The 19,382-nt window shown below is 49.2% G+C and carries 19 protein-coding genes; 12 read left to right on the top strand and 7 right to left on the bottom strand.

Annotated features, from left to right (window positions below; translation table 11 throughout):
* Positions 1 to 49 precede the first annotated feature (49 nt).
* Together ACZ5FK_RS14280 and pdaA are read left to right on the top strand one after the other, a co-directional pair.
* Positions 50 to 949, top strand: a complete 900-nt coding sequence (locus tag ACZ5FK_RS14280) for a TIGR01777 family oxidoreductase (protein ID WP_464805544.1) — start codon at positions 50 to 52, stop codon at positions 947 to 949.
* A gap of 51 nt (positions 950 to 1,000) precedes the next feature.
* A complete protein-coding gene (gene pdaA, locus ACZ5FK_RS14275; protein WP_464805543.1) occupies positions 1,001 to 1,801 on the top strand; it encodes a delta-lactam-biosynthetic de-N-acetylase in 801 nt (266 codons plus the stop codon).
* 23 nt (positions 1,802 to 1,824) lie between these two features.
* On the opposite strand, the gene ACZ5FK_RS14270 is transcribed toward pdaA, so the two are convergent.
* Positions 1,825 to 3,000, bottom strand: coding sequence for an MFS transporter (locus ACZ5FK_RS14270; RefSeq protein WP_464805542.1), 1,176 nt, complete (start codon positions 2,998 to 3,000; stop codon positions 1,825 to 1,827).
* A 65-nt stretch (positions 3,001 to 3,065) separates the two neighbouring features.
* On the opposite strand from ACZ5FK_RS14270, the gene ACZ5FK_RS14265 reads away from it, so the two are divergent.
* From ACZ5FK_RS14265 to ACZ5FK_RS14250, 4 genes are all read left to right on the top strand, one after another.
* Positions 3,066 to 3,449, top strand: coding sequence for an OsmC family protein (locus ACZ5FK_RS14265; protein WP_464805541.1), 384 nt, complete (start codon positions 3,066 to 3,068; stop codon positions 3,447 to 3,449).
* Positions 3,450 to 3,801: 352 nt separating this feature from the next.
* The gene (locus ACZ5FK_RS14260) at positions 3,802 to 3,978 is read left to right on the top strand and encodes an SE1561 family protein (protein WP_464805540.1); all 177 of its coding nucleotides are present in this window, start codon (positions 3,802 to 3,804) and stop codon (positions 3,976 to 3,978) included.
* A gap of 20 nt (positions 3,979 to 3,998) precedes the next feature.
* Positions 3,999 to 5,531 carry a fumarate hydratase gene (locus ACZ5FK_RS14255; protein WP_464805539.1) on the top strand — a complete coding sequence of 511 codons (1,533 nt, stop codon included), beginning with the start codon at positions 3,999 to 4,001 and terminating at the stop codon, positions 5,529 to 5,531.
* A 413-nt stretch (positions 5,532 to 5,944) separates the two neighbouring features.
* Entirely contained in the window at positions 5,945 to 7,849 is a 1,905-nt protein-coding gene (locus tag ACZ5FK_RS14250) for a heavy metal translocating P-type ATPase (protein WP_464805538.1), read from the top strand.
* A gap of 31 nt (positions 7,850 to 7,880) precedes the next feature.
* On the opposite strand, the gene ACZ5FK_RS14245 is transcribed toward ACZ5FK_RS14250, so the two are convergent.
* Entirely contained in the window at positions 7,881 to 8,861 is a 981-nt protein-coding gene (locus ACZ5FK_RS14245) for a YihY/virulence factor BrkB family protein (RefSeq protein ID WP_464805537.1), read from the bottom strand.
* Between the two features lie 26 nt (positions 8,862 to 8,887).
* Positions 8,888 to 9,259: a YtxH domain-containing protein gene (locus tag ACZ5FK_RS14240; protein WP_464805536.1), complete on the bottom strand. Its 372-nt coding sequence runs from the start codon at positions 9,257 to 9,259 to the stop codon at positions 8,888 to 8,890.
* A gap of 235 nt (positions 9,260 to 9,494) precedes the next feature.
* On the opposite strand from ACZ5FK_RS14240, the gene ACZ5FK_RS14235 reads away from it, so the two are divergent.
* The 3 genes from ACZ5FK_RS14235 (at position 9,495) to ACZ5FK_RS14225 (ending at position 12,880) form a co-directional block, all read left to right on the top strand.
* On the top strand, positions 9,495 to 10,877 hold the full coding sequence (locus ACZ5FK_RS14235) for an alanine/glycine:cation symporter family protein (protein ID WP_464805535.1): 1,383 nt from the start codon (positions 9,495 to 9,497) through the stop codon (positions 10,875 to 10,877).
* A 42-nt stretch (positions 10,878 to 10,919) separates the two neighbouring features.
* Positions 10,920 to 11,141 carry a DUF1128 domain-containing protein gene (locus ACZ5FK_RS14230; RefSeq protein ID WP_464805534.1) on the top strand — a complete coding sequence of 74 codons (222 nt, stop codon included), beginning with the start codon at positions 10,920 to 10,922 and terminating at the stop codon, positions 11,139 to 11,141.
* A 284-nt stretch (positions 11,142 to 11,425) separates the two neighbouring features.
* Complete coding sequence (locus ACZ5FK_RS14225) at positions 11,426 to 12,880, top strand: IS1182 family transposase (protein ID WP_464805533.1); 1,455 nt, start codon at positions 11,426 to 11,428, stop codon at positions 12,878 to 12,880.
* Between the two features lie 137 nt (positions 12,881 to 13,017).
* Here ACZ5FK_RS14225 and motB read toward each other — a convergent pair whose 3' ends face one another.
* Both motB and motA read right to left on the bottom strand, forming a co-directional pair.
* Complete coding sequence (gene motB / locus ACZ5FK_RS14220; protein ID WP_464805532.1) at positions 13,018 to 13,776, bottom strand: flagellar motor protein MotB; 759 nt, start codon at positions 13,774 to 13,776, stop codon at positions 13,018 to 13,020.
* On the bottom strand, positions 13,760 to 14,575 hold the full coding sequence (gene motA, locus ACZ5FK_RS14215) for a flagellar motor stator protein MotA (RefSeq protein WP_464805531.1): 816 nt from the start codon (positions 14,573 to 14,575) through the stop codon (positions 13,760 to 13,762). Before motA ends, motB begins: the two co-directional genes overlap by 17 nt.
* A gap of 184 nt (positions 14,576 to 14,759) precedes the next feature.
* Here motA and ACZ5FK_RS14210 point away from each other — a divergent pair, with 184 nt between their 5' ends.
* The 3 genes from ACZ5FK_RS14210 to ACZ5FK_RS14200 all read left to right on the top strand — a co-directional run bounded on the left by ACZ5FK_RS14210 (position 14,760) and on the right by ACZ5FK_RS14200 (position 16,871).
* Positions 14,760 to 15,992, top strand: a complete 1,233-nt coding sequence (locus ACZ5FK_RS14210; protein WP_464805530.1) for an aminopeptidase — start codon at positions 14,760 to 14,762, stop codon at positions 15,990 to 15,992.
* Positions 15,993 to 16,093: 101 nt separating this feature from the next.
* The gene (locus tag ACZ5FK_RS14205; RefSeq protein WP_464805529.1) at positions 16,094 to 16,231 is read left to right on the top strand and encodes a hypothetical protein; all 138 of its coding nucleotides are present in this window, start codon (positions 16,094 to 16,096) and stop codon (positions 16,229 to 16,231) included.
* A 64-nt stretch (positions 16,232 to 16,295) separates the two neighbouring features.
* Positions 16,296 to 16,871, top strand: a complete 576-nt coding sequence (locus ACZ5FK_RS14200) for a beta-class carbonic anhydrase (protein ID WP_464805528.1) — start codon at positions 16,296 to 16,298, stop codon at positions 16,869 to 16,871.
* 127 nt (positions 16,872 to 16,998) lie between these two features.
* On the opposite strand, the gene ACZ5FK_RS14195 is transcribed toward ACZ5FK_RS14200, so the two are convergent.
* Positions 16,999 to 17,544, bottom strand: a complete 546-nt coding sequence (locus ACZ5FK_RS14195) for a GNAT family N-acetyltransferase (RefSeq protein WP_464805527.1) — start codon at positions 17,542 to 17,544, stop codon at positions 16,999 to 17,001.
* A gap of 7 nt (positions 17,545 to 17,551) precedes the next feature.
* A complete protein-coding gene (locus ACZ5FK_RS14190; RefSeq protein ID WP_464805526.1) occupies positions 17,552 to 19,354 on the bottom strand; it encodes a M3 family oligoendopeptidase in 1,803 nt (600 codons plus the stop codon).
* Positions 19,355 to 19,382 lie beyond the last annotated feature (28 nt).

The following is a 19,382-nucleotide window of genomic DNA, read 5'->3' as shown; positions in this document are numbered from 1 at the left end:
TACAGCTATCCAGGCGCGGGGTCACTTCAAACAGAGAGGAGCGAATGCCATGAAAATCGTCATTACGGGCGGTACAGGTTTCGTAGGCCGCGTGCTGACGGATCTAGCGCAGCAAGACGGACATGAAATCATCATCCTGACAAGAGGGAGGCCACGCGAGGAAGACGGAATCAGGTACGTGCAGTGGCTGGTGGACGAGGCGAAGCCCGAAGAAGCAATCGGGCATGCCGATGCCTTTGTGAACCTGGCAGGCGTATCAATCAATGATGGCAGATGGTCGGAATCACATCGCCGCGCCATTTACGATAGCCGGATGGAAGCGACAGATGAGGTGCTGCGGATCATGAGGGCTATGAAAGAAAAACCTGATTTCCTGGTGAACGCCAGCGCAGTCGGCATCTATCCCGCTTCGGAAGATACCATCTATACGGAACAGTCGGCCGAGCGCGATACCGGAATACTAGGAACGACAGTCGCTGATTGGGAGAAAAAAGCGGCGCAGGCCGAAACGGACGGCATCCGGACTGTCTTTACAAGGTTTGCCACAGTTTTCGGCAAGGATGAAGGCGCCCTGCCGCTGCTCGTCCTTCCTTATAAACTGTTTGCCGGCGGAAAAATCGGAAGCGGCAGGCAGTGGGTGTCGTGGGTCCATGTAGAGGACGTGGCTCGGGCGATCCTTTTCGCCATTAACACGCCTGATCTCCATGGTCCTGTAAACGTGTCATCTCCTTTCCCGAAACGCATGAGCGATACCGGCAAAGCAATTGCGGGCGTCCTGCACAGACCTTACTGGTTCCCAGTTCCCGGTTTTATGATGAAGCTTGCACTAGGCGACAAGAGCGCCCTTGTGCTGGAAGGGCAGCATGTCCTTCCGCAAAAATTGCAAAACGCCGGGTTTGAATTCAAGTATCCTGTCATGGAGGATGCACTGCGCGATTTACTGGCATAATGTATAAATTGATGGAAAGACTCCATCCTACCCTCAAAAAGGAGGGTACGTATGGAACATCATGGACCAGGCATTTTGATGGCCGCTTTCATTATTATTGTCGGTATCCTGTTCAATCCATTCGCCGCAAGCGCGGAGGAGTTCCACTGGGGCTTCAAGAAGTCGACAGGCGGCGTGCCGCCGGATGCAGGAGCCTCGCTCAATGAACTGCTGGAGAAACACGGCGCTCTTTACAAAGGCAAACCCGACGAAAAGGTGGCCTATCTGACGTTTGATAACGGATATGAAAACGGCTATACGGAGACGATTCTCGATACGCTGAAAAAGGAAGAAGCGCCTGCCACCTTCTTTTTAACAGGGCATTACTTGAAGAGCGCCGCCCCTCTCGTTCAGCGGATGGTGAAAGAAGGACATACGATCGGAAATCATTCGTTCAATCATCCGAATATGGCAAATGCACCAGCCGCCAAAGTGGAAGAGGAGCTGAAAAGCTTTGATGAATTGCTGATGAAAACAGCAGGCGTCAGACGTACCCACTATTTCAGACCGCCACAGGGGATCTTCAGTGAATCATTGCTCGCGCAGGCCAACGAACTCGGATACAGGCATATTTTCTGGTCAGTCGCTTTCATCGACTGGCATGCGGATAAACCGAAAGGCCGTGATTATGCTTATAATGAGCTGATGAACCAGCTTCATCCGGGAGCATTGATTCTCATGCACACCGTCTCGCCCGATAATGCACAGGCGCTGCCTGATTTTATCCGCGATGCGAAAAAACAAGGGTACGTCTTCCGCTCGCTCGATGAACTTGTCGCAGAATATGAAGGCGCGGACTTGATTACGGAATGACAGCAAATAGGAAAGGCAGGGGCTCAGTGCACCCTGCCTTTTTTACCGCCGATGAAACCTGCGACGAACAATAGCGCGAAAAAGATCGCCAAGATGAGCAGGAAGCTGATTCCTTCCGTATGCTCGAGGAATAGTCCGCCAACAAAAGGTCCAGTGAGACTGCCGAGACTGAAGAAGATACCGCAGAGCAAGTTCCCTGTCGGCAGCAGATCTTTTGGCGTCAAATCCGACATATAGGAAATGCCTAGTGAAAAGACCGAACCGAGGAAGATGCCGGCAAGAAAGATGGCAGCAAGTATATAAGGTACAGAAGTGCCTGACAAGCTCGCCAGGAAGAAGGCAACCGCCCCTCCTGCATATGCCATCAAGACGACCGCGCGCCTCCCGATTTTGTCTGACAGCATGCCAAGCGGCAGTTGTGACAGGATGGCGCCGAATGAGAATGCCGCTAAAATGAGCGACACCGAACCAAGTGCAATGCCGCTCCGCAGAGCATAGACCGGATACATCGCGTTCAAGGACGATTCGAGGAATCCATAACCGAATGGGCCAAGAAATGCGACGCCCGCCACAAGCACTGTCATCTTCGCGCGGCCAAAGAAGCGCCGGCCATCCGTCTCGTTGCCGGATACCGCATCCGGAAAATCATTGCGGAGCGTAAAGACGAATGACCACGCCAGCATGCAGAGCAGGCCCGAAACGATGAACGGCAGACCCTCAAATACATTGACCAGCGGAACAAATAGCGGACCGAGGCCAAATCCCGCGCTGAACGAAAGGCCATAGACGGCGATATTGCGCCCCAGGCGATTCTGAGGCGACGTACTGGTGATCCATGTCTGCGTTGAAAAATGGAGCGCATGGTCCCCGATTCCGATCAGCAGGCGCAGTGCGAACCAAAACACAGCGCTTTTCCAAAGCGGAAAAAGGAGGAGCGAGGCGAAGACGACAATCCCGCCAAAAATGATGACCGGCTTATAGCCGAACCTCCGAAGGGGCGCTTCCATAAATGGGGATACTAATAATGTACCTATGTATAAGCCTGTCGCGTTCAGGCCGTTCAAGGTGCTCGATACGCCATCCCGCTCAAATATGGCGGAAATCAGGGGCAGCAGCATCCCTTGCGAAAACCCGGAGATCGAGACAATGAGAACGAGAATCCAAAAACGGTTCCGTTCCATCCGTTGCGTTAATTCCATAAGCAATCTGCTCCTTATGTTTGCGAAATTCTTATACAATAGTAGCACAAGGAGGAATGATAACGATGAAATTCGAAATGACTGAAAACGGTTTCGAAACCGAAACAGCGTACGGCAAGCTTCACATCTCTCCTAAGGATGAATATGGATTCCGCCCGTATCAGCTTCTCGTCTCCTCGGTTGCGGTATGCAGCGGCGGTGTCATGCGCAAGATCTTGGACAAGATGCGCATGCCGGCCGAGCATATTACTGTGGAAGCGAAAGAAGTCGTAAGAAATCCCGATGAAGCCGACCGTCTTGAAAAGATCCATTTGCACTTCACAATAAAAGGCTCATCGGTCGACGAAGCTAAGATGGAGAGAGTCCTTGAACTGACGGCAAAAAACTGTTCCATGGCACGCTCAGTGGAACAGTCGATCAAGATTGTGGAAACATACGACCTTCTATGACTCAGTGAACACGAAAAGGCCCAGTCCATATCTGATGGCAGATTATGGCTGGGCCTTTACATCTGAGTAATACTGTCACTTTCCATTTGCATAAAGATGTCGTAGTCGCTCTGGCAGCAGTGCCACTGAACGTTCACGGATCCCTCCTTCTTCATAAGGAATAGATTCGTCCCTACTCTACGGCCTCCTTTGCTTTAGAATAAATTAACTATATCATAACCTTTAGTAGTTTTCAAATGTTTTGATTGGATTATCTTTTCTATTAATTAACGTGCAGTTCCGCTTCTCTTCCTCCCATTGAACAATCGCTTCAATTGATATACGATAAGACAGATGAAAAGAGGTGTGGCGCTTGGAAACTCCAAACAATAACGGACAAGTGGAACAGCTGAAAGTCCGTCTCAATCAATTCCTTGAAAAGCTGGATACAATGGAACCAGAAACGACAGATTTGCATGAGATTGACCAGCTGATCGGGCTTGTCGATGAGATTGAACAGCAAATGGAACAGCTGAAAACAGATAACTGATGATGCAGGGGGAAATCTGAATGTACATAGAGAATTTGGAAAAGAGCATGTATGCGTTGATCTGCGAGACATCTACGGCGCTGCCGAAAGATGTCCGCCGTGCTGTGAAGTCTGCGCGCGAAATGGAAGATGCAGGAACAAGGGCGGCGATGAGCCTTGATACGATTGCCCGGAATGTCAATATGGCGGACGAGAAACTGTCTCCCATCTGCCAGGACACAGGTCTTCCGACATTCAAAATCAAAACACCGATTGGCGTGAATCAGCTTGAGATCAAAGCTGCAATACGCCGAGCGATCGATCAAGCGACGAAAGACGGCAAACTTCGTCCGAACGCAGTTGATTCATTGACGGGCGAAAACAGCGGGAACAATCTCGGTGAAGGGCTTCCTGTCTTCAAATTTGAACAGTGGGAAGAAGATCATATTGAGGTGAAGCTGATCCTGAAGGGCGGCGGCTGTGAGAACAAGAACATCCAATACAGCCTTCCGACTGAACTGGAAGGGCTCGGCCGCGCAGGACGGGATCTCGACGGCATCCGTAAATGCATTCTTCACTCCGTCTACCAGGCACAAGGACAAGGATGCTCCGCTGGATTCATCGGCGTTGGCATCGGCGGCGACCGTTCCTCCGGCTACGACCTCGCAAAAGAGCAATTGTTCCGCGAGCTGGATGATGTCAACCCGCGGCCGGAACTAGCGGCGATGGAACAATACATATTGCGGACAGCCAATACATTCGGCATCGGGACGATGGGCTTCGGCGGTGAAGCGACATTGCTCGGCTGCAAAATCGGCGTCATGCACCGCATCCCGGCAAGCTTCTATGTATCGGTCGCCTATAACTGCTGGGCGTTCCGCAGAATGGCGATTGATGTGGATGCAGCTACCGGCGAGATCATGGACTGGCATTATAATGAAGGCGAGAAGCTGAAATTTGATGAGCCTGCTGAAGACGGCGCCCTGTCGGGTAAGGTTGTCGAGCTGACCGCGCCGATCACAGAAGAAAAGATCCGTTCATTGAACGTAGGTGACGTCGTCAAGATCAGCGGCCGCATGTATACGGGACGGGATGCAATCCATCACCATCTGATGGAGAACGATGCCCCTGTCGACCTGGACGGCCAGATCATCTATCACTGCGGTCCCGTTGTCCTTAAAAATGAAGACGGCTCGTATGAGATCAAAGCTGCCGGCCCGACGACTTCTATTCGTGAGGAGCCGTACCAAGGCGACATCATGAAGAAGTTCGGCATCCGTGCTGTGATCGGCAAAGGCGGAATGGGGCCTAAAACACTTGCGGCTCTCAAAGAACATGGCGGCGTCTACTTAAACGCAATTGGCGGAGCTGCCCAGTATTACGCCGACTGCATCAAAGCCGTCGAAGGTGTCGACTTGCTCGAATTCGGCATACCGGAAGCGATGTGGCATTTGCGCGTAGAAGATTTTACCGCGGTCGTCACGATGGACTCGCATGGCAACAGCCTGCATGCGGATGTCGACCAATCGTCACTAGACAAGCTTGCGCAGCATAAGGAAAAAGTGTTCGCTTAAGCAGCGAGGCCCTATCGATTTTCAGATAGGGCCTTTTTTCTTGATACTTCGATAAGTTGAAACCTTATCAGCTCTTGCAGAAAAGAGAATCGGAGAACTCAAAGATAAATATAAAGATGAAGTTCAAATCCTCATCCACCCTGAAGGCGCTCAGAAATGAGCGTTTTTTTGTTCCAATTAAACCTCCTGAAGTTCGACAGCTTTCTGTTTACCACCCCCCATAAAAAATTTGTATGCATATCGGTAACAAAATCAGTTTTCTCATGCTATACTAGTGGTACTTAATAATAATTACAATTACATAATCATTATTAAACAGACAAACAAAAGTCGATACCCCAAGAAGGAATCGACTTTCCCACTTTATTCAGCATTATGATAGTGAAATTCATTCTCAATTAGGAGGGGTATAAATGACAATTCAATCTGTAGAAACCGAACGAAAACCGATTCAATGGACTGCATTTGCGGAGCTTGGCGCCGCCATCCTGTCAGGAATTCTGATTCTAGCCGCCTGGATGATCGGCCACGAGGAAATGAACAAGGTGTCCATCACCCTATATATTCTTGCATTTTTGATCGGCGGCTTCGCCAAAGCAAAGGAAGGCATCGAGGAAACCATCAAGGACCGTGAATTGAATGTCGAGATGCTGATGGTGTTCGCTGCGATAGGATCTGCAATCATCGGCTATTGGGCGGAAGGCGCAATCCTGATTTTCATTTTCGCGATCAGCGGTGCTCTCGAGACGTATACCATGAATAAGAGCCATAAAGAGATTTCAGCTTTAATGGAAATGCAGCCCGAAGAGGCATGGCTCATCCAGGAAGACGGGGCAACGGTCAAAGTGCCCACCTCTTCCCTCACCGTCGGCTCTGTGTTGCTCGTCAAGCCGGGCGAACGGATTCCGGTCGATGGAGTTGTGAAACAAGGGGCCACTTCCATCGACATGTCTGCAATTAACGGAGAGTCTGTACCTGTTTCCAGAACAGTGGGTGATGAGCTCTTTGCCGGGACAGTCAACATGAGCGGCGCAATTCAAATGGAAATGACAAAACCGAGCTCTGAGACACTCTTCCAGAAAATCATTGCACTTGTTCAAAACGCGCAAAGTGAGAAATCCCCTTCCCAGCAATTCATTGAACGTTTTGAAGGCACCTACGTCAAAATCGTCATCGGAACTGTTTTCCTTATGATGTTTTTGCCGCATTATCTGTTCGGCTGGGATTGGACGACGACTTTCTATAGAGCAATTGTTTTGCTTGTCGTCGCCTCCCCATGCGCATTGGTTGCTTCGATTATGCCCGCCACCCTAGCCGCGGTTTCAAATGGCGCGAAACGGGGCGTGCTGTTCAAAGGCGGCATTCACTTGGAACATGTCGGCTCGCTGCAGGCAGTCGCCTTTGATAAAACTGGGACATTGACCACTGGCAAACCGACAGTCACGGATTTTCTAGTCCGTGACGGGGTAAACGAGCAGGAGATCCTTTCTATACTAGCCGGTATCGAGTCACAGTCCAACCACCCACTCGCCCTGGCAATTGTCCAATATGCGAATGAGCAAGGTGCCGCCATCCAGGTTCCAAGGCAAATTGAGGATGTTCCCGGATATGGAATCCGCGCGATGACTGGGCATGGTACACTCCTGGTTGGAAATCCGCGATTTGTCGGTGCTGAACTGGCTCGCGACTTTAAAGGAGGTATTTCTTCCACTTTGTCGGAAGAAGGCAAAACTGTCATTTACATGAAAGATGATGAAGGCATCCTCGCCTCCGTTGCCTTGAAAGATAAAATACGCCCCGAGGCAAAAGAAGCCATCCGCAAATTGCATCAATTAGGCATTAGCCCTATTATGCTTACAGGTGATAACGAACGGACTGCAGCAGCCATCGCTAAAGAAGCAGGCGTCGAAACGTTCGTCGCAGAGTGTCTGCCTGAGACGAAGGTGGATGAAGTCAAAGGACTTCTCGCAAAATACGGCAAAGTCGGCATGGTCGGCGACGGCATCAATGATGCGCCTGCTCTCGCGACTGCGACAAGCGGCATTGCGATGGGTGAAGGGACGGATGTGGCACTTGAGACGGCTGATGTAGTATTGATGCAAAATGACTTGAACCGCCTGCCTTACGCCATTAACCTATCGCGGAAGATGGAACGCATCGTCAAACAGAATGTATTTTTCTCCATCTCAGTCATCGTCATTTTGATCATCTCTAACTTCATGCAGGCTGTCGATTTGCCGCTAGGCGTTATCGGACATGAAGGAAGCACAATCCTCGTCATCTTAAACGGACTGCGAATGCTGAACACAATCAAGTGACGGGTGACCAAAACGAAAGAGCAATGCCTCCTCAATGGATGGCATTGCTCTTTTCTTTCGCCAGTTTGGCTTGTTTCCGCTCCGTCATGACGGCGTTGATCTGTCCGCCGAGTATGAGAATGATCGAAGAGATATAGAGCCATAGCATGAGGACGATAATGGCCCCGATACTGCCGTATGTCTTCGAGTAGTTTCCAAAGTTTCCGACGTAGAACGAAAATGCCAGTGACGTCAAAATCCAGCCGACTGTCGCAAATAATGCGCCAGGAAGCGCACTTTTAAAATGAACCTTCATATTTGGCACCAGCCAATAGACCATCGTGAATACGAGGAAAATGAGGATCGGTGGAATGACCCAGCGTAAGCTGTTCCATAATTTCAGGAAGCCTTCTTCCAGGCCGAAATAAGAGAACAGCAGAGAACCGATCTGCTGACCGAACACAGGCAGCAGCAAGGCGACAAGCAACACGGCGATCAAAGCGACCGTAAAGACGACAGACATGCCGCGGGCGACGATGAATGACCGTGTCTCCTCAACAAAATAGGATCTGTTCAACGCTTTCGTCAAGGCATTCATCCCTTTGGAAGCTGACCAGATGGTCGCCAGCAGACCAATGGATAGGAGCCCTCCGTTCCGGTTCTTCAATATCTCATCCAGCGTTCCTTTTATGAGATTATAGACATTTTCCGGTGCATATTCCCGAAGGAACAGAAAAATCTGCGACTGATCGAGATGCAAATATGGCAGCAAAGTTATTAACGAGAGTAGTAGCGGGAAAAGAGACAACAGGAAAAAGAAGGCGAGCTGTGAACCTAAACCCGTCACATCGACTTTCTTGATCCGGACAATCAGTTCCTTAAAGAAACCGTTTGTTGTTGTCACATCAAACTTCTCCAAGTCCCCATCTTTCACATCAGCGAGGAAACCTTTCAGTTTCGAACCTTTGTCATCGTCTTTTTCATCATTTGGATAAATAGGCTTCCGGGGAGTTTGCTTGTAATTGTCGTTCACATCAGACTCACTCCTTTCCAAGCCCTTCACTTTTTTGCAGCCGTTTCCGCATCTCCTTGAACGATTTCCTTCACATCCTCAGTTGAATCCATCACGGCATCTTTTGTGCTCATGACAACTTCCTTCACTTGCGGAGTAAGTGTTTTCAGCTCTTCCACTTGCTGTTTGATGAACTTAGCATCGCCAGAAAGCTGTTCATAGACAGACTGGTACTTCTCTTTTTGCTGATTGATCTTGTCCATCAGTGCATCACGGTTTTTTGCATAGTACTTCGCTTCGATTGCAAGACCCTTCGCTTTCTGGACAGTTTGCTCCCGTGTCGCACGGTCGAGCATGCTGGCGAGCGCACCTACAAGAGCCCCTAACAAGATGAACCTTCCAAATTTGCTATTGTTCATGTCTATGCCTCCAATTCCGACTAATTTTGCATATCATATTATACCCTATGGCCAATTAAAACAAACAACCATCCGATTGGCTAAAAAAGTACTTGACTACAGGCTCACAATTTCGGAATATTAACAATAGGACTAGTTATCTTTATGTTCCGGTTAAAAAAAGAGAGTGAAAGGTGGGATATCCAAGAGACCATCTAGTACAGGAAGCTAGTTAAAAAAAGGGGGTAACGGAGAAATGGATCAAATCACAGAGTTTTTAGAGAAGATAAGCGGTTACGTCTGGGGGCCGCCGCTGCTGATTCTGCTCGTGGGGACCGGCGTCTATTTAACTGCAAGGCTGGCATTCATTCAAATTCGTCTATTGCCGTATTCATTGAAACAGGTATTCTCAAGGAGACATGACAAAAAAGCGACCGGAGATATTTCCCAGTTCCAAGCTCTGATGACCGCAATGGCGGCAACGGTCGGTGTCGGTAATATCGTCGGTGTAGCAGGTGCAGTGGCAACCGGCGGACCGGGAGCGGTATTCTGGATGTGGCTCGCTGGATTCTTCGGCATGGCGACAAAGTATGGCGAAGCGATCCTTGCCGTCAAATACCGGACGAAGGACGCGAGAGGCCAAATGGCTGGCGGACCTATGTATTATCTGGAGCATGGATTGAAACAGAAATGGCTTGGCGTCATGTTCGCCGTCTTCGGAGCTTTTGCGGCATTCGGCATCGGGAACGGAACACAGTCAAAAGCGGTCGCGGATGCTATGAACAGCACATTCAACGTGCCTTTTTGGGTGACTGGAATCGCTCTGGTCGTCTTCGGGGCACTCGTAATACTAGGCGGCATCAAATCGATCGGACGGGTAACGGCATTCTTCGTTCCGATCATGGCCCTATTCTATTTCATCGCCGGATTAATCATTGTGGTGACGAACTTCAACCTCGTACCTGATGCGTTCGCACTGATTTTCAAAGATGCATTCACTGGACAAGCGGTCGCTGGCGGTGCTGTCGGAGCGGTCATCCGCTTTGGCGTTGCGCGCGGTCTCTTCTCGAACGAAGCAGGCCTTGGCTCTGCTCCGATTGCAGCAGCTGCTGCACGGACAGATCTGCCTGGACGCCAGGCGCTGATTTCAATGACGCAAGTCCTCTTCGACACTTTGATCATCTGTTCCATCACAGGTGTCACGATCGTCATGTCCAACAAATGGGCGGAAGGCATTGAAAAAGGTGCATTGACAGCGGAAGCGTTCGGCACGTTCCTAGGAGGAGCCGGTCCGATCATCGTCTCGATCGGCCTCATCTTCTTCGCGACTTCGACGATTCTCGGCTGGTCGTACTATGGAGAGAAGTGCTTCCAGTATCTCTTCCCGAATCCGAAGGCAGTGCTTGGCTACCGGATCGTATTCGTACTCTTCATCTTTGTCGGTTCGGTCGCGACGCTGGATGCAGTCTGGGCGCTTGCGGATGTCTTGAATGGTCTCATGGCAATTCCGAACTTGATCGGCCTGCTTGGCTTGTCGGGAGTCATTGTATTTGAGACGAAGCGTTTCAGGGCTAAGATGATAGAAGAGAAGGAAGCTGAAAGATTTGGGAAGTCCGCAGTTGACACGACTTCAGAATAATGGAATGATGGAGTCCGAAGCAACAGAAAGGCGGAGTACCTAATGGATTTGACAAACCCTACGCAAGAAAATATGACATTCATGATCGAGCAGATCAAGGACAAGCTGCGCATGGTCAATGTGGATGCAATGAAATCAGATAGTTTCAGTTTAAAGCATTATGAAGACCTTCAGTATTTATACGAAATGGTGATGAAACGCGACACCTTCTCGCCGAATGAAATGCAGGCGATTGCCGCGGAACTCGGTTCACTGCGCAGCTGACAAAAGGACCGCTCCTATCTTGAGGGCACTGAAAAAGTACCCAAGTTGCTTTTTAGCTCGGCAGGAAACGATTTATCGTTTCCTGCTGAGCTTTTCCCTTTGGCGCCGTGGATTTCCGTTCCAGGCGGACGCTTTCCGCGGGCACGGCCTCAGCCGCTTCCTTCGCTGCGCTCCGTCCAGGGTCTTCGGCTCGCGCTGTTCCCGCTGGAGTCGCCGCCTTCCACTACAATCCACTAGAATAATCCTGTATACTTTATGGTAAGAAAACACAGGTGGTGCGTCTCATGATTTCAAACCAAGAAACCCTTCCCTTAAGTCCCTACATGGCGATCTACGATCTCGTTGTGCCGAAAGACAATATGCTTCGACAAATCAATGAGCTGGTCGATTTCTCTTTCATCCTTGATGAGCTGAAGACTAAATACTGTCTCGATAACGGTCGGAACGCGATTCCTCCCATCCGTATGTTCAAATATCTTCTGTTAAAAGCGATCCACGATCTGTCTGATGTCGATCTTGTGGAACGATCTAAATACGACATGTCCTTCAAGTATTTCCTAGGCATGGCGCCAGAAGATGAAGTCATCGATCCAAGCTCACTCACGAAATTCCGCAGACTGCGTCTACAGGACGTCGGTCTATTAGACATGCTGATCGGGAAGACAGTCGAGATTGCGCTGGATAAGAAGCTCATCACAAGCAAGACCTTGATTGTGGATGCCACCCACACAAAGGCTCGGTTTAATCAAAAATCACCGAGGGAGTTCCTCCAAGAGAAAGCAAAGAATGTGCGGAAAGCTGTCTATAAAATCGATGAATCGATGAAAGAAAGGTTTCCTGAGAAACCAATTTCCCAGGAGATGGACGAGGAATTGGCTTATTGTGAGAAGGTCATCACCGTACTCGAGAACGAACCCCAAATCGCCGAGGTGCCCGCTGTCAAAGAGCGTTTGAACACATTGAAGGAAATAGTCGAGGATACCCAACACCACCTTGCATATTCCGGGGATCAAGACGCACGGGTAGGCCATAAATCGGCGGATTCCTCCTTTTTTGGATATAAGACGCATCTTGCGATGTGTGATGAACGGATCATCACGGCGGCAACTATTACGACGGGTGAAAAAAGCGATGGACACTACCTAAAGGAACTAATCGAAAAAAGCAGAACGGCTGGCATGGAAATTAGCACGGTACTTGGCGACGCGGCATATTCAGGAAAAGATAACCTGATCTATACCCAGAAGGAAGAGATCCAATTGATCTCCAAACTGAATCCGATTCTGAACGGGACCAGGACACAGGCGTTTGATTTCAACAAGGATGCCGGTATGTTTGTCTGCCCGGCGGGACATCTTGCGACGCGGAAGGCACGAACTGGCAAAAAAGGCCAGGGGAAAAACCAGTCCATGACGTTCTATTTCGATATCGAAAAATGCAAGACGTGTCCAATGCGAGAGGGCTGTTACAAGGAAGGGGCCAAAAGCAAGACCTATTCCGTATCCATCAAATCGGCGGAACATGTAGAACAGGCTGCTTTCCAGGAGACAGAACACTTTAAGAAACTTGCGCGGGAAAGATATAAGATTGAAGCGAAAAATAGTGAACTGAAACATGCCCATGGGTTTCATACGGCCAAATCCGCGGGTTTATTTGGCATGGATGTTCAGGCAGCGACCACGATATTCGCAGTCAATCTGAAACGGATCCTGAAGCTCTTAACAGAGAAAGTGCAATAATAAGAGGAAGAAAAGAGGCGATTTCTGTTCAAAATCGAACAGAAATCGCCTCTTTTTTGTTTCTAAGGAGAAATCTTCTTGAAATCGTAAGATTTTCAGTGCCCTCCCTATCTTGGAGCGGTCCTTTTCATATGCAATCATTCAACTGCTGTACCATCTTTCATGACAAGCGGCTGGATCAGCACTTCGACCCGGCGGTTTTTGCTGCGCCCTTCTGCTGTGTCATTCGAGGCGATCGGCTGATATTCACCATAACCTTTCGTGCTGAAAAGCCGTGGATCCAGTTTGCTGTCACGCACGATGATTTTCAGGAAGTTATATGCGCGCATATTGCTCAGATCCCAGTTCGAATCGAATTCAGCCGTATGGATCGGAATATTATCTGTATGTCCCGTTATGACAATCTGACGCGGCTTGTCAAAGAGAAGAAGATCGCCGATATCTTTCGCGATATTCTTATACTGCGGGCTGACTGTCGCTTTTCCCGGTTCAAACAGGACACTGTCCCGGATGGTGATCAGCAACCCTTCATCCGTAAGTTTTGTCTGGAACTGGTTTTCAAGTTCCTGCACAGCGATATAGTTATCGACCTTGTCTTGGATTTCTCCAAGGGAACGCTGATCCTCAAGATAAGAAGAACTGTCACTTTCTTTACCGGCGTCATCTTTAGGAACAGGAACCGTCGTAGGAGATGAGCTCTCCATCACGCCTTTCCCTCCATCAAAAATCTCATTGAAAACAGAGGAAATCTGGCTGAATTTCGCTTCATCGACTGAGCTTGACGCGAACAGGACGATGAAAAGGGCCAGCAGCAAAGTCAAAAGATCTGCGTATGGCAATAGCCAGGATTCATTCACATGTCCTTCTTCATGATTCTTCTTACGTCTCCTCGACAACCTGACCAGCCTCCTTGCCGCCCGCACTCTTATCTGCTAGTTTACGGCGTTCTTCCATTGAGAGGTAGGAAGCGAGTTTCTGTTCAATGACACGCGGCGCTTCCCCTTCCAGTACGGATAGGATCCCTTCGATCATCATCATTTTCTGCCTGACTTCTTCCTTGGATTTTCTGGCCAGTTTATTGGCGAACGGATGCCAGAGAACATACCCTGTAAAAATACCGAGAAGTGTAGCGACGAACGCAGCAGAGATGGCATGTCCCAGCGCATCAATATCACTCATATTTTTCAGCGCCGCAATCAAACCGACAACCGCACCGAGTACCCCGAGTGTCGGCGCATAGGTTCCCGCCTGCGTGAAGATCTGTGCACCCGCGGCATGGCGTCCTTCCATAGCATCCACTTCTTCAGACAGCACATCACGGATATAGTCGGCATTCTGTCCGTCAATCGCAAGTCCAAGCCCGTTCTTCAGAAATGGTTCAGAGATTTCATCCGCTTTCGCTTCCAACGAGAGAAGCCCTTCTCTTCTGGCGATATCTGCCCACCCGGAAAACATACGGATCAATTCAGCATCGGAAGGAAGTTTCTGTTCCTTGAAGATGACGCCGAACAATTTGGGGATCCTTTTTATCTCTTTCAACGGAAACGCAATGACAACACAAGCGATCGTACCAGCAACAATGATCAGCAAGGCTGCCACGTTCAGCAAGACGGTCGGTTCTACCCCTTTTAGCGTCATGCCGACAAACAGTGCGACAAGTCCGATGATGAGTCCAAACACCGTTGATAAGTCCATATTCCGTACCTCCATATTAACCTTCTACTTCTTCTTATTTCGACAGAATACCTCTGTTCTTTAGGTTTGTACACGAATAATCCTTATTTTATTTCAAATATGTTACAACGTCATTCGAACAATTTCAATTGCTCCGCCGCTTCGAACTTGTTACTATTAATAGAAAGAGGAAAGGAGTTTTGATATGTCTTCATTTGAAACAAAATTGGCGAATTATGCTGAGCTCGCCGTGAAAGTCGGCGCCAACATCCAGCCAAATCAGAAGCTATATATAAGCGCTTCCATAGAAATCGCAGACTTTGTACGACTGATTGCCGAAAAGGCTTATGATGCGGGTGCCCGCCAGGTGATCGTCGACTGGTCTGATGATATGCTAGGACGCATCCGGTACGAGAAAGCACCTGCAGATTCCTTCTCTGAGTTCCCTGAGTGGAAAGTGCTCGAGCGTGAAACTCTCGCTAAAGAAGGCGCTGCTGTCATGAGCATCGTTTCCCAGAGCCCGGACCTGCTCAAAGGAATTGACCCTTCTCGGATCGCTGATGCACAAAAGGCAGCTGGCAAAGCACTCAATACATACCGCCAGATGATGCAGGCCGATAAGTTCAGCTGGACCGTCATCGCTGCACCTTCCAAGAAGTGGGCCGAGAAAGTATTCCCGGATCTGCCGGAAGAAAAGCAGGTCGATGCTTTGTGGGATGCCATCTTCAAAGCAGTGAGAGCAGATGTGGACAACCCGGTCGATGCTTGGAAACGCCACGATGAGACGCTTCACGAGAAGGCGGATTATCTGAACCGCAAAAACTATAAGTCCCTTCATTACACAGCGCCGGGAACGAATCTCACAATCGATCTTCCTGCTGGCCATATTTGGTGCGGTGCCGGCAGTGTCAATGAACAGGGCAATACCTTCATGGCCAATATGCCGACCGAAGAAGTATTCACCGTTCCTCATAAAGATGGTGTCAACGGACATGTGGCAAATACGAAACCGCTCAGCTATGGCGGAAATATCATCGACGGCTTCACAGTGACATTTGAAAACGGCAAAATCGTGAAAGTCGAAGCGAAGACTGGCGAGGATGTACTGAAGAATCTCGTGGATACGGATGAAGGCGCCAAGCATCTAGGCGAGGTCGCACTCGTCGCACATGATTCACCGATTTCAAATTCCGGTTTGCTCTTCTACAATACGCTGTTCGATGAAAACGCTTCAAACCACTTGGCGATCGGCAGCGCATACGCATTCTGCCTGGAAGGCGGCAAGACGATGTCCCAGAAAGAACTTGAGGAACACGGCCTTAACCAAAGCATCACACATGTCGATTTCATGATCGGTTCAGATCAGATGGATATCGACGGCATTAAAGAAGACGGAACTCGCGAACCGATCTTCCGCGGCGGAAACTGGGCTTTCTAAAATACGCCACAAATGCGTGTAAACGCCACTTAATTTATACAGCGGATTATAGTATAATGGTCTTGCAAGGAATATCTATTGCATAGAGAGGAGTCTTTTAGATGGGCTTGATGTTTACAACAGTTATCGGCTACATGGTCGTTCTTGGTATTGCTGCATACTTTACAATGCACTACCTCCGCAAGGCCCTCAATTCTTCAGATGCTGAACGGATTGATCCGAAGCCGGACGTAAAATAAGAGTTGCCATCCGGCGACTCTTTTATTTATATGGAGATTTTTTATCAGAATTGGAGGCAACTGCATGACAAACCTTACGAATATTCTTGAATTTAATAAGCAGTTTGTGGATCACAAGGAATATGAACAGTATGCCACAACCAAATTTCCGAACAAGCGGATTGTCATTCTGACTTGCATGGACACTCGCTTGATTGAATTATTGCCTAAGGCGATGAACTTGAAAAATGGAGATGCCAAGATCATCAAGAGTGCAGGAGCGGTCGTGACGCATCCTTTCGGCGGCATCATGCGGAGCATTCTCGTTGCTGTCTACGAACTGCAGGCGGATGAAGTCTATATCATCGGCCACCACGATTGTGGCATGAGTTCCATCGACACGGAATCGATCATATCGAAAATGGTCGACAGAGGCATAGATCGGAGCCTGTTCTCCACTCTTGAATACTCAGGCATCAATATGGAAGAATGGCTTCGCGGCTTCAGTGATGTGACAGAAAGCGTCAAACGGAGCGTGGATGTCGTCCATAACCACCCGTTAATGGATAAAAAAGTGCCTGTTCACGGCCTTGTCGTCGATCCTGCTACTGGTAAACTCGATGTCATCGTTGACGGATATCAGTTAAACGCCAAACAATGACATAGTATTCCCCGGGAAATATCCCTAAGTCTGCAAGTTCGCCGGCTACAAATAAAAAGTCGATTCCTTCTTACAGGAATCGACTTTTTATTTGTGTAACCAGTCTCCGCCAGGCGGCCTTACCCTTTCAAAATTCATCCTCCAGCATGGCGTACATATAGTGGTCTTCCCAGACGCCATTAATGTAGAGGAGCTTCCGCAAAAGGCCTTCCCGCAAATATCCGGCGTTCTCGAGCACTCTCACAGACCCGAAATTCCGGGGAGAGACGAACGCTTCGACCCGGTGCAGTGCGGCCGTTTCAAATGCGAACTTCGTCACAATCCGGACCGCTTCTGTCGCAAGTCCTCTCCCCGTCTCTCGCTCGTCAATCGAATACCCGACGAAACCGCTTGAAAACGGCAAACGTTTAATGCTGTAAAGGGATATATGTCCAATGAGCCTGCTCGTTTCCGAGTCAAAAATGCCAAAATTGTATTCTCTCCGGTCCCTCATCTGGTAAAGTGATTCCCTGATCTTCTGCCTTTGCACAGCCACGGTATAATAGCTTCGGTCATGCCTCGGCTCAAATACCGTCCAATACTCTTTGTTCGCAATCAGCATGTCGGTGAAGATTCCGGCATCCTCCTCTGTCAATATCCGTAAATAACAAGTTTGCCCTTCAAGCAGTATCACTGGCCAATCACCTTTCTTCGGCTGTCAATTTTAAGAACTCTTCCACATCAGCTGCGCATAACGCGACACCCTTAGCCCAGAACTCTTGCTTTGTAATATCTTCTCCAAGATGTTTCATCGCAAGATCCTCGACTGACATCACCGCAGTATCGCGCAATAGCGCCATGTATTTCTGTTCAAATCCTTCCCCTTCGGAGAGCGCCTTCGCATATATGCTGAGCGAGAACAAATAACCGAATGTATATGGGAAGTTATAGAACGGCGTCCCTGTAATATAGAAATGAAGCTTAGAAGCCCAGAAATGCGGGTGGACCGTATCAAGCGCTCCGCCGTAAGCCTCCTGTTGTGCCTCTGCCATCAATTCGTTCAGGCGGGATGCCGGCACGACTCCTCTTTTTCGTTCTTCATAGAATCTAGTCTCGAACAGGAAGCGTGCATGGATATTCATGAAGAATGCAACGCTGCGCTGGATCTTATCTTCAAGAAGTGCAATTTTCTCTTCTTTGGACTCGGCTGCCTTCACAGATGCATCGGCGACAATCATTTCAGCGAATGTCGAAGCTGTCTCCGCAACGCCCATCGCATATTGGCGATTCAGGAAGTGAACCGGGCGCAGTGCATACGAATGGAATGCGTGACCGAGTTCATGAGCAAGTGTGGCGACGTTCGACATGCTGCCGCTGTACGTCATGAAAATCCGGGATTGCTCAGATGCCGGCATGCCCGTACAGAATCCGCCTGGACGCTTGTTCGGACGGTCTTCCGCTTCAATCCAGCTGTCTTCAAATGCCTTACGCGCAAAAGCTTCCAGTTCTGGTCCAAATTCACCGAAATGTTTCAGGATGAACTCCGCACCTTCCTGGTACTCCATCTTCTTAGTGGAGGCAGTCACAGGAGCGTCAAGGTTATACCAGTCCATCTTTTCCTTGCCGAGCATTTCAGCTTTGCGGCCTAGGTAACGGACGAACGGCTCTTTGTTCGCACTGATTGCTCCCCACATTGCGTCAAGTGTCTCTTCACTCATCCGGTTGCGGAGCAGCGGCTCTTTTAGGACAGAATCCCAGCCGCGCTTCTCATAGATGGCAAGACGGAATCCGGCAAGGTGGTTCAGTGTCGTCGCAAAGAAGTCCTCACGGTCGCTCCACACATCCTCAAGTGCCTCAAATGTGTTTTTGCGCAGTTCTTCGCTTTCACTTGAGCTCAAGTTATTCGCCTGGCCGACAGACAGGATTTTCTCTTCGCCGTCGATTGTGACTTTCACTTTGATGTCACCGATCAGCTGGTTGTAGAACTGGCCCCATCCATGATAGCCGTCGACACTGAGTGCAGTGATCAGGCTTTCCTCTTCTTCTGAAAGCTTCATCGCCACTTCCTCGCGCCATTCCTTCAAGATGAAACCGAATTGCTTCAATTCTTCTGTTTCGAGAAGCTCAGTCCAGACAGATTCTTCAATCTTCGCAAGCATCTGCTGAAGTGCCAGGACTGCCGTTGAGAAGCGTGCGCTCAGAGTGCTTGTCTCCGCCTGGAGGACGAGCGCTTTTTTATCCTTCGTGTCAGCCGCAAGGTAGCATCCGATGACTGCGCCAGCCTGGCGAAGGTGGACCGCTGTTTCTTTCATCGTTTCCAGAAGGTCCACAACCCGTCCAGCATCATCGCGGGATGCGGGTACACTGAATTCCTTCACTTTATTTTCGAATGCCTTAATTTTATCCGATGCTTCGTCCAAATGCGAGCGGAGCTCCTCAGATTCGCTGCCCCCTTTGAAAAACACATCCAAATCCCATACTTGTGAGTACGCTAATTTTGTCATGCCGATTCCCCCGATTCATTTTTAAGAT

This window comes from Sporosarcina sp. GTC18466 (assembly GCF_055389225.1).
This window is presented reverse-complemented; position numbering and strand designations above follow the sequence as displayed.

Excerpts from the sequence above, each read along its gene's own strand:
- ACZ5FK_RS14280 (WP_464805544.1), top strand. The coding sequence starts at position 50 with ATGAAAATCGTCATTACGGGCGGTACAGGTTTCGTAGGCCGCGTGCTG.
- pdaA (WP_464805543.1), top strand. The coding sequence starts at position 1,001 with ATGGAACATCATGGACCAGGCATTTTGATGGCCGCTTTCATTATTATT.
- ACZ5FK_RS14270 (WP_464805542.1), bottom strand. The coding sequence starts at position 3,000 with ATGGAATTAACGCAACGGATGGAACGGAACCGTTTTTGGATTCTCGTT.
- ACZ5FK_RS14265 (WP_464805541.1), top strand. The coding sequence starts at position 3,066 with ATGAAATTCGAAATGACTGAAAACGGTTTCGAAACCGAAACAGCGTAC.
- ACZ5FK_RS14255 (WP_464805539.1), top strand. The coding sequence starts at position 3,999 with ATGTACATAGAGAATTTGGAAAAGAGCATGTATGCGTTGATCTGCGAG.
- ACZ5FK_RS14250 (WP_464805538.1), top strand. The coding sequence starts at position 5,945 with ATGACAATTCAATCTGTAGAAACCGAACGAAAACCGATTCAATGGACT.
- ACZ5FK_RS14240 (WP_464805536.1), bottom strand. The coding sequence starts at position 9,259 with ATGAACAATAGCAAATTTGGAAGGTTCATCTTGTTAGGGGCTCTTGTA.
- ACZ5FK_RS14235 (WP_464805535.1), top strand. The coding sequence starts at position 9,495 with ATGGATCAAATCACAGAGTTTTTAGAGAAGATAAGCGGTTACGTCTGG.
- ACZ5FK_RS14230 (WP_464805534.1), top strand. The coding sequence starts at position 10,920 with ATGGATTTGACAAACCCTACGCAAGAAAATATGACATTCATGATCGAG.
- ACZ5FK_RS14225 (WP_464805533.1), top strand. The coding sequence starts at position 11,426 with ATGATTTCAAACCAAGAAACCCTTCCCTTAAGTCCCTACATGGCGATC.
- motA (WP_464805531.1), bottom strand. The coding sequence starts at position 14,575 with ATGGACTTATCAACGGTGTTTGGACTCATCATCGGACTTGTCGCACTG.
- ACZ5FK_RS14210 (WP_464805530.1), top strand. The coding sequence starts at position 14,760 with ATGTCTTCATTTGAAACAAAATTGGCGAATTATGCTGAGCTCGCCGTG.
- ACZ5FK_RS14205 (WP_464805529.1), top strand. The coding sequence starts at position 16,094 with ATGGGCTTGATGTTTACAACAGTTATCGGCTACATGGTCGTTCTTGGT.
- ACZ5FK_RS14200 (WP_464805528.1), top strand. The coding sequence starts at position 16,296 with ATGACAAACCTTACGAATATTCTTGAATTTAATAAGCAGTTTGTGGAT.
- ACZ5FK_RS14190 (WP_464805526.1), bottom strand. The coding sequence starts at position 19,354 with ATGACAAAATTAGCGTACTCACAAGTATGGGATTTGGATGTGTTTTTC.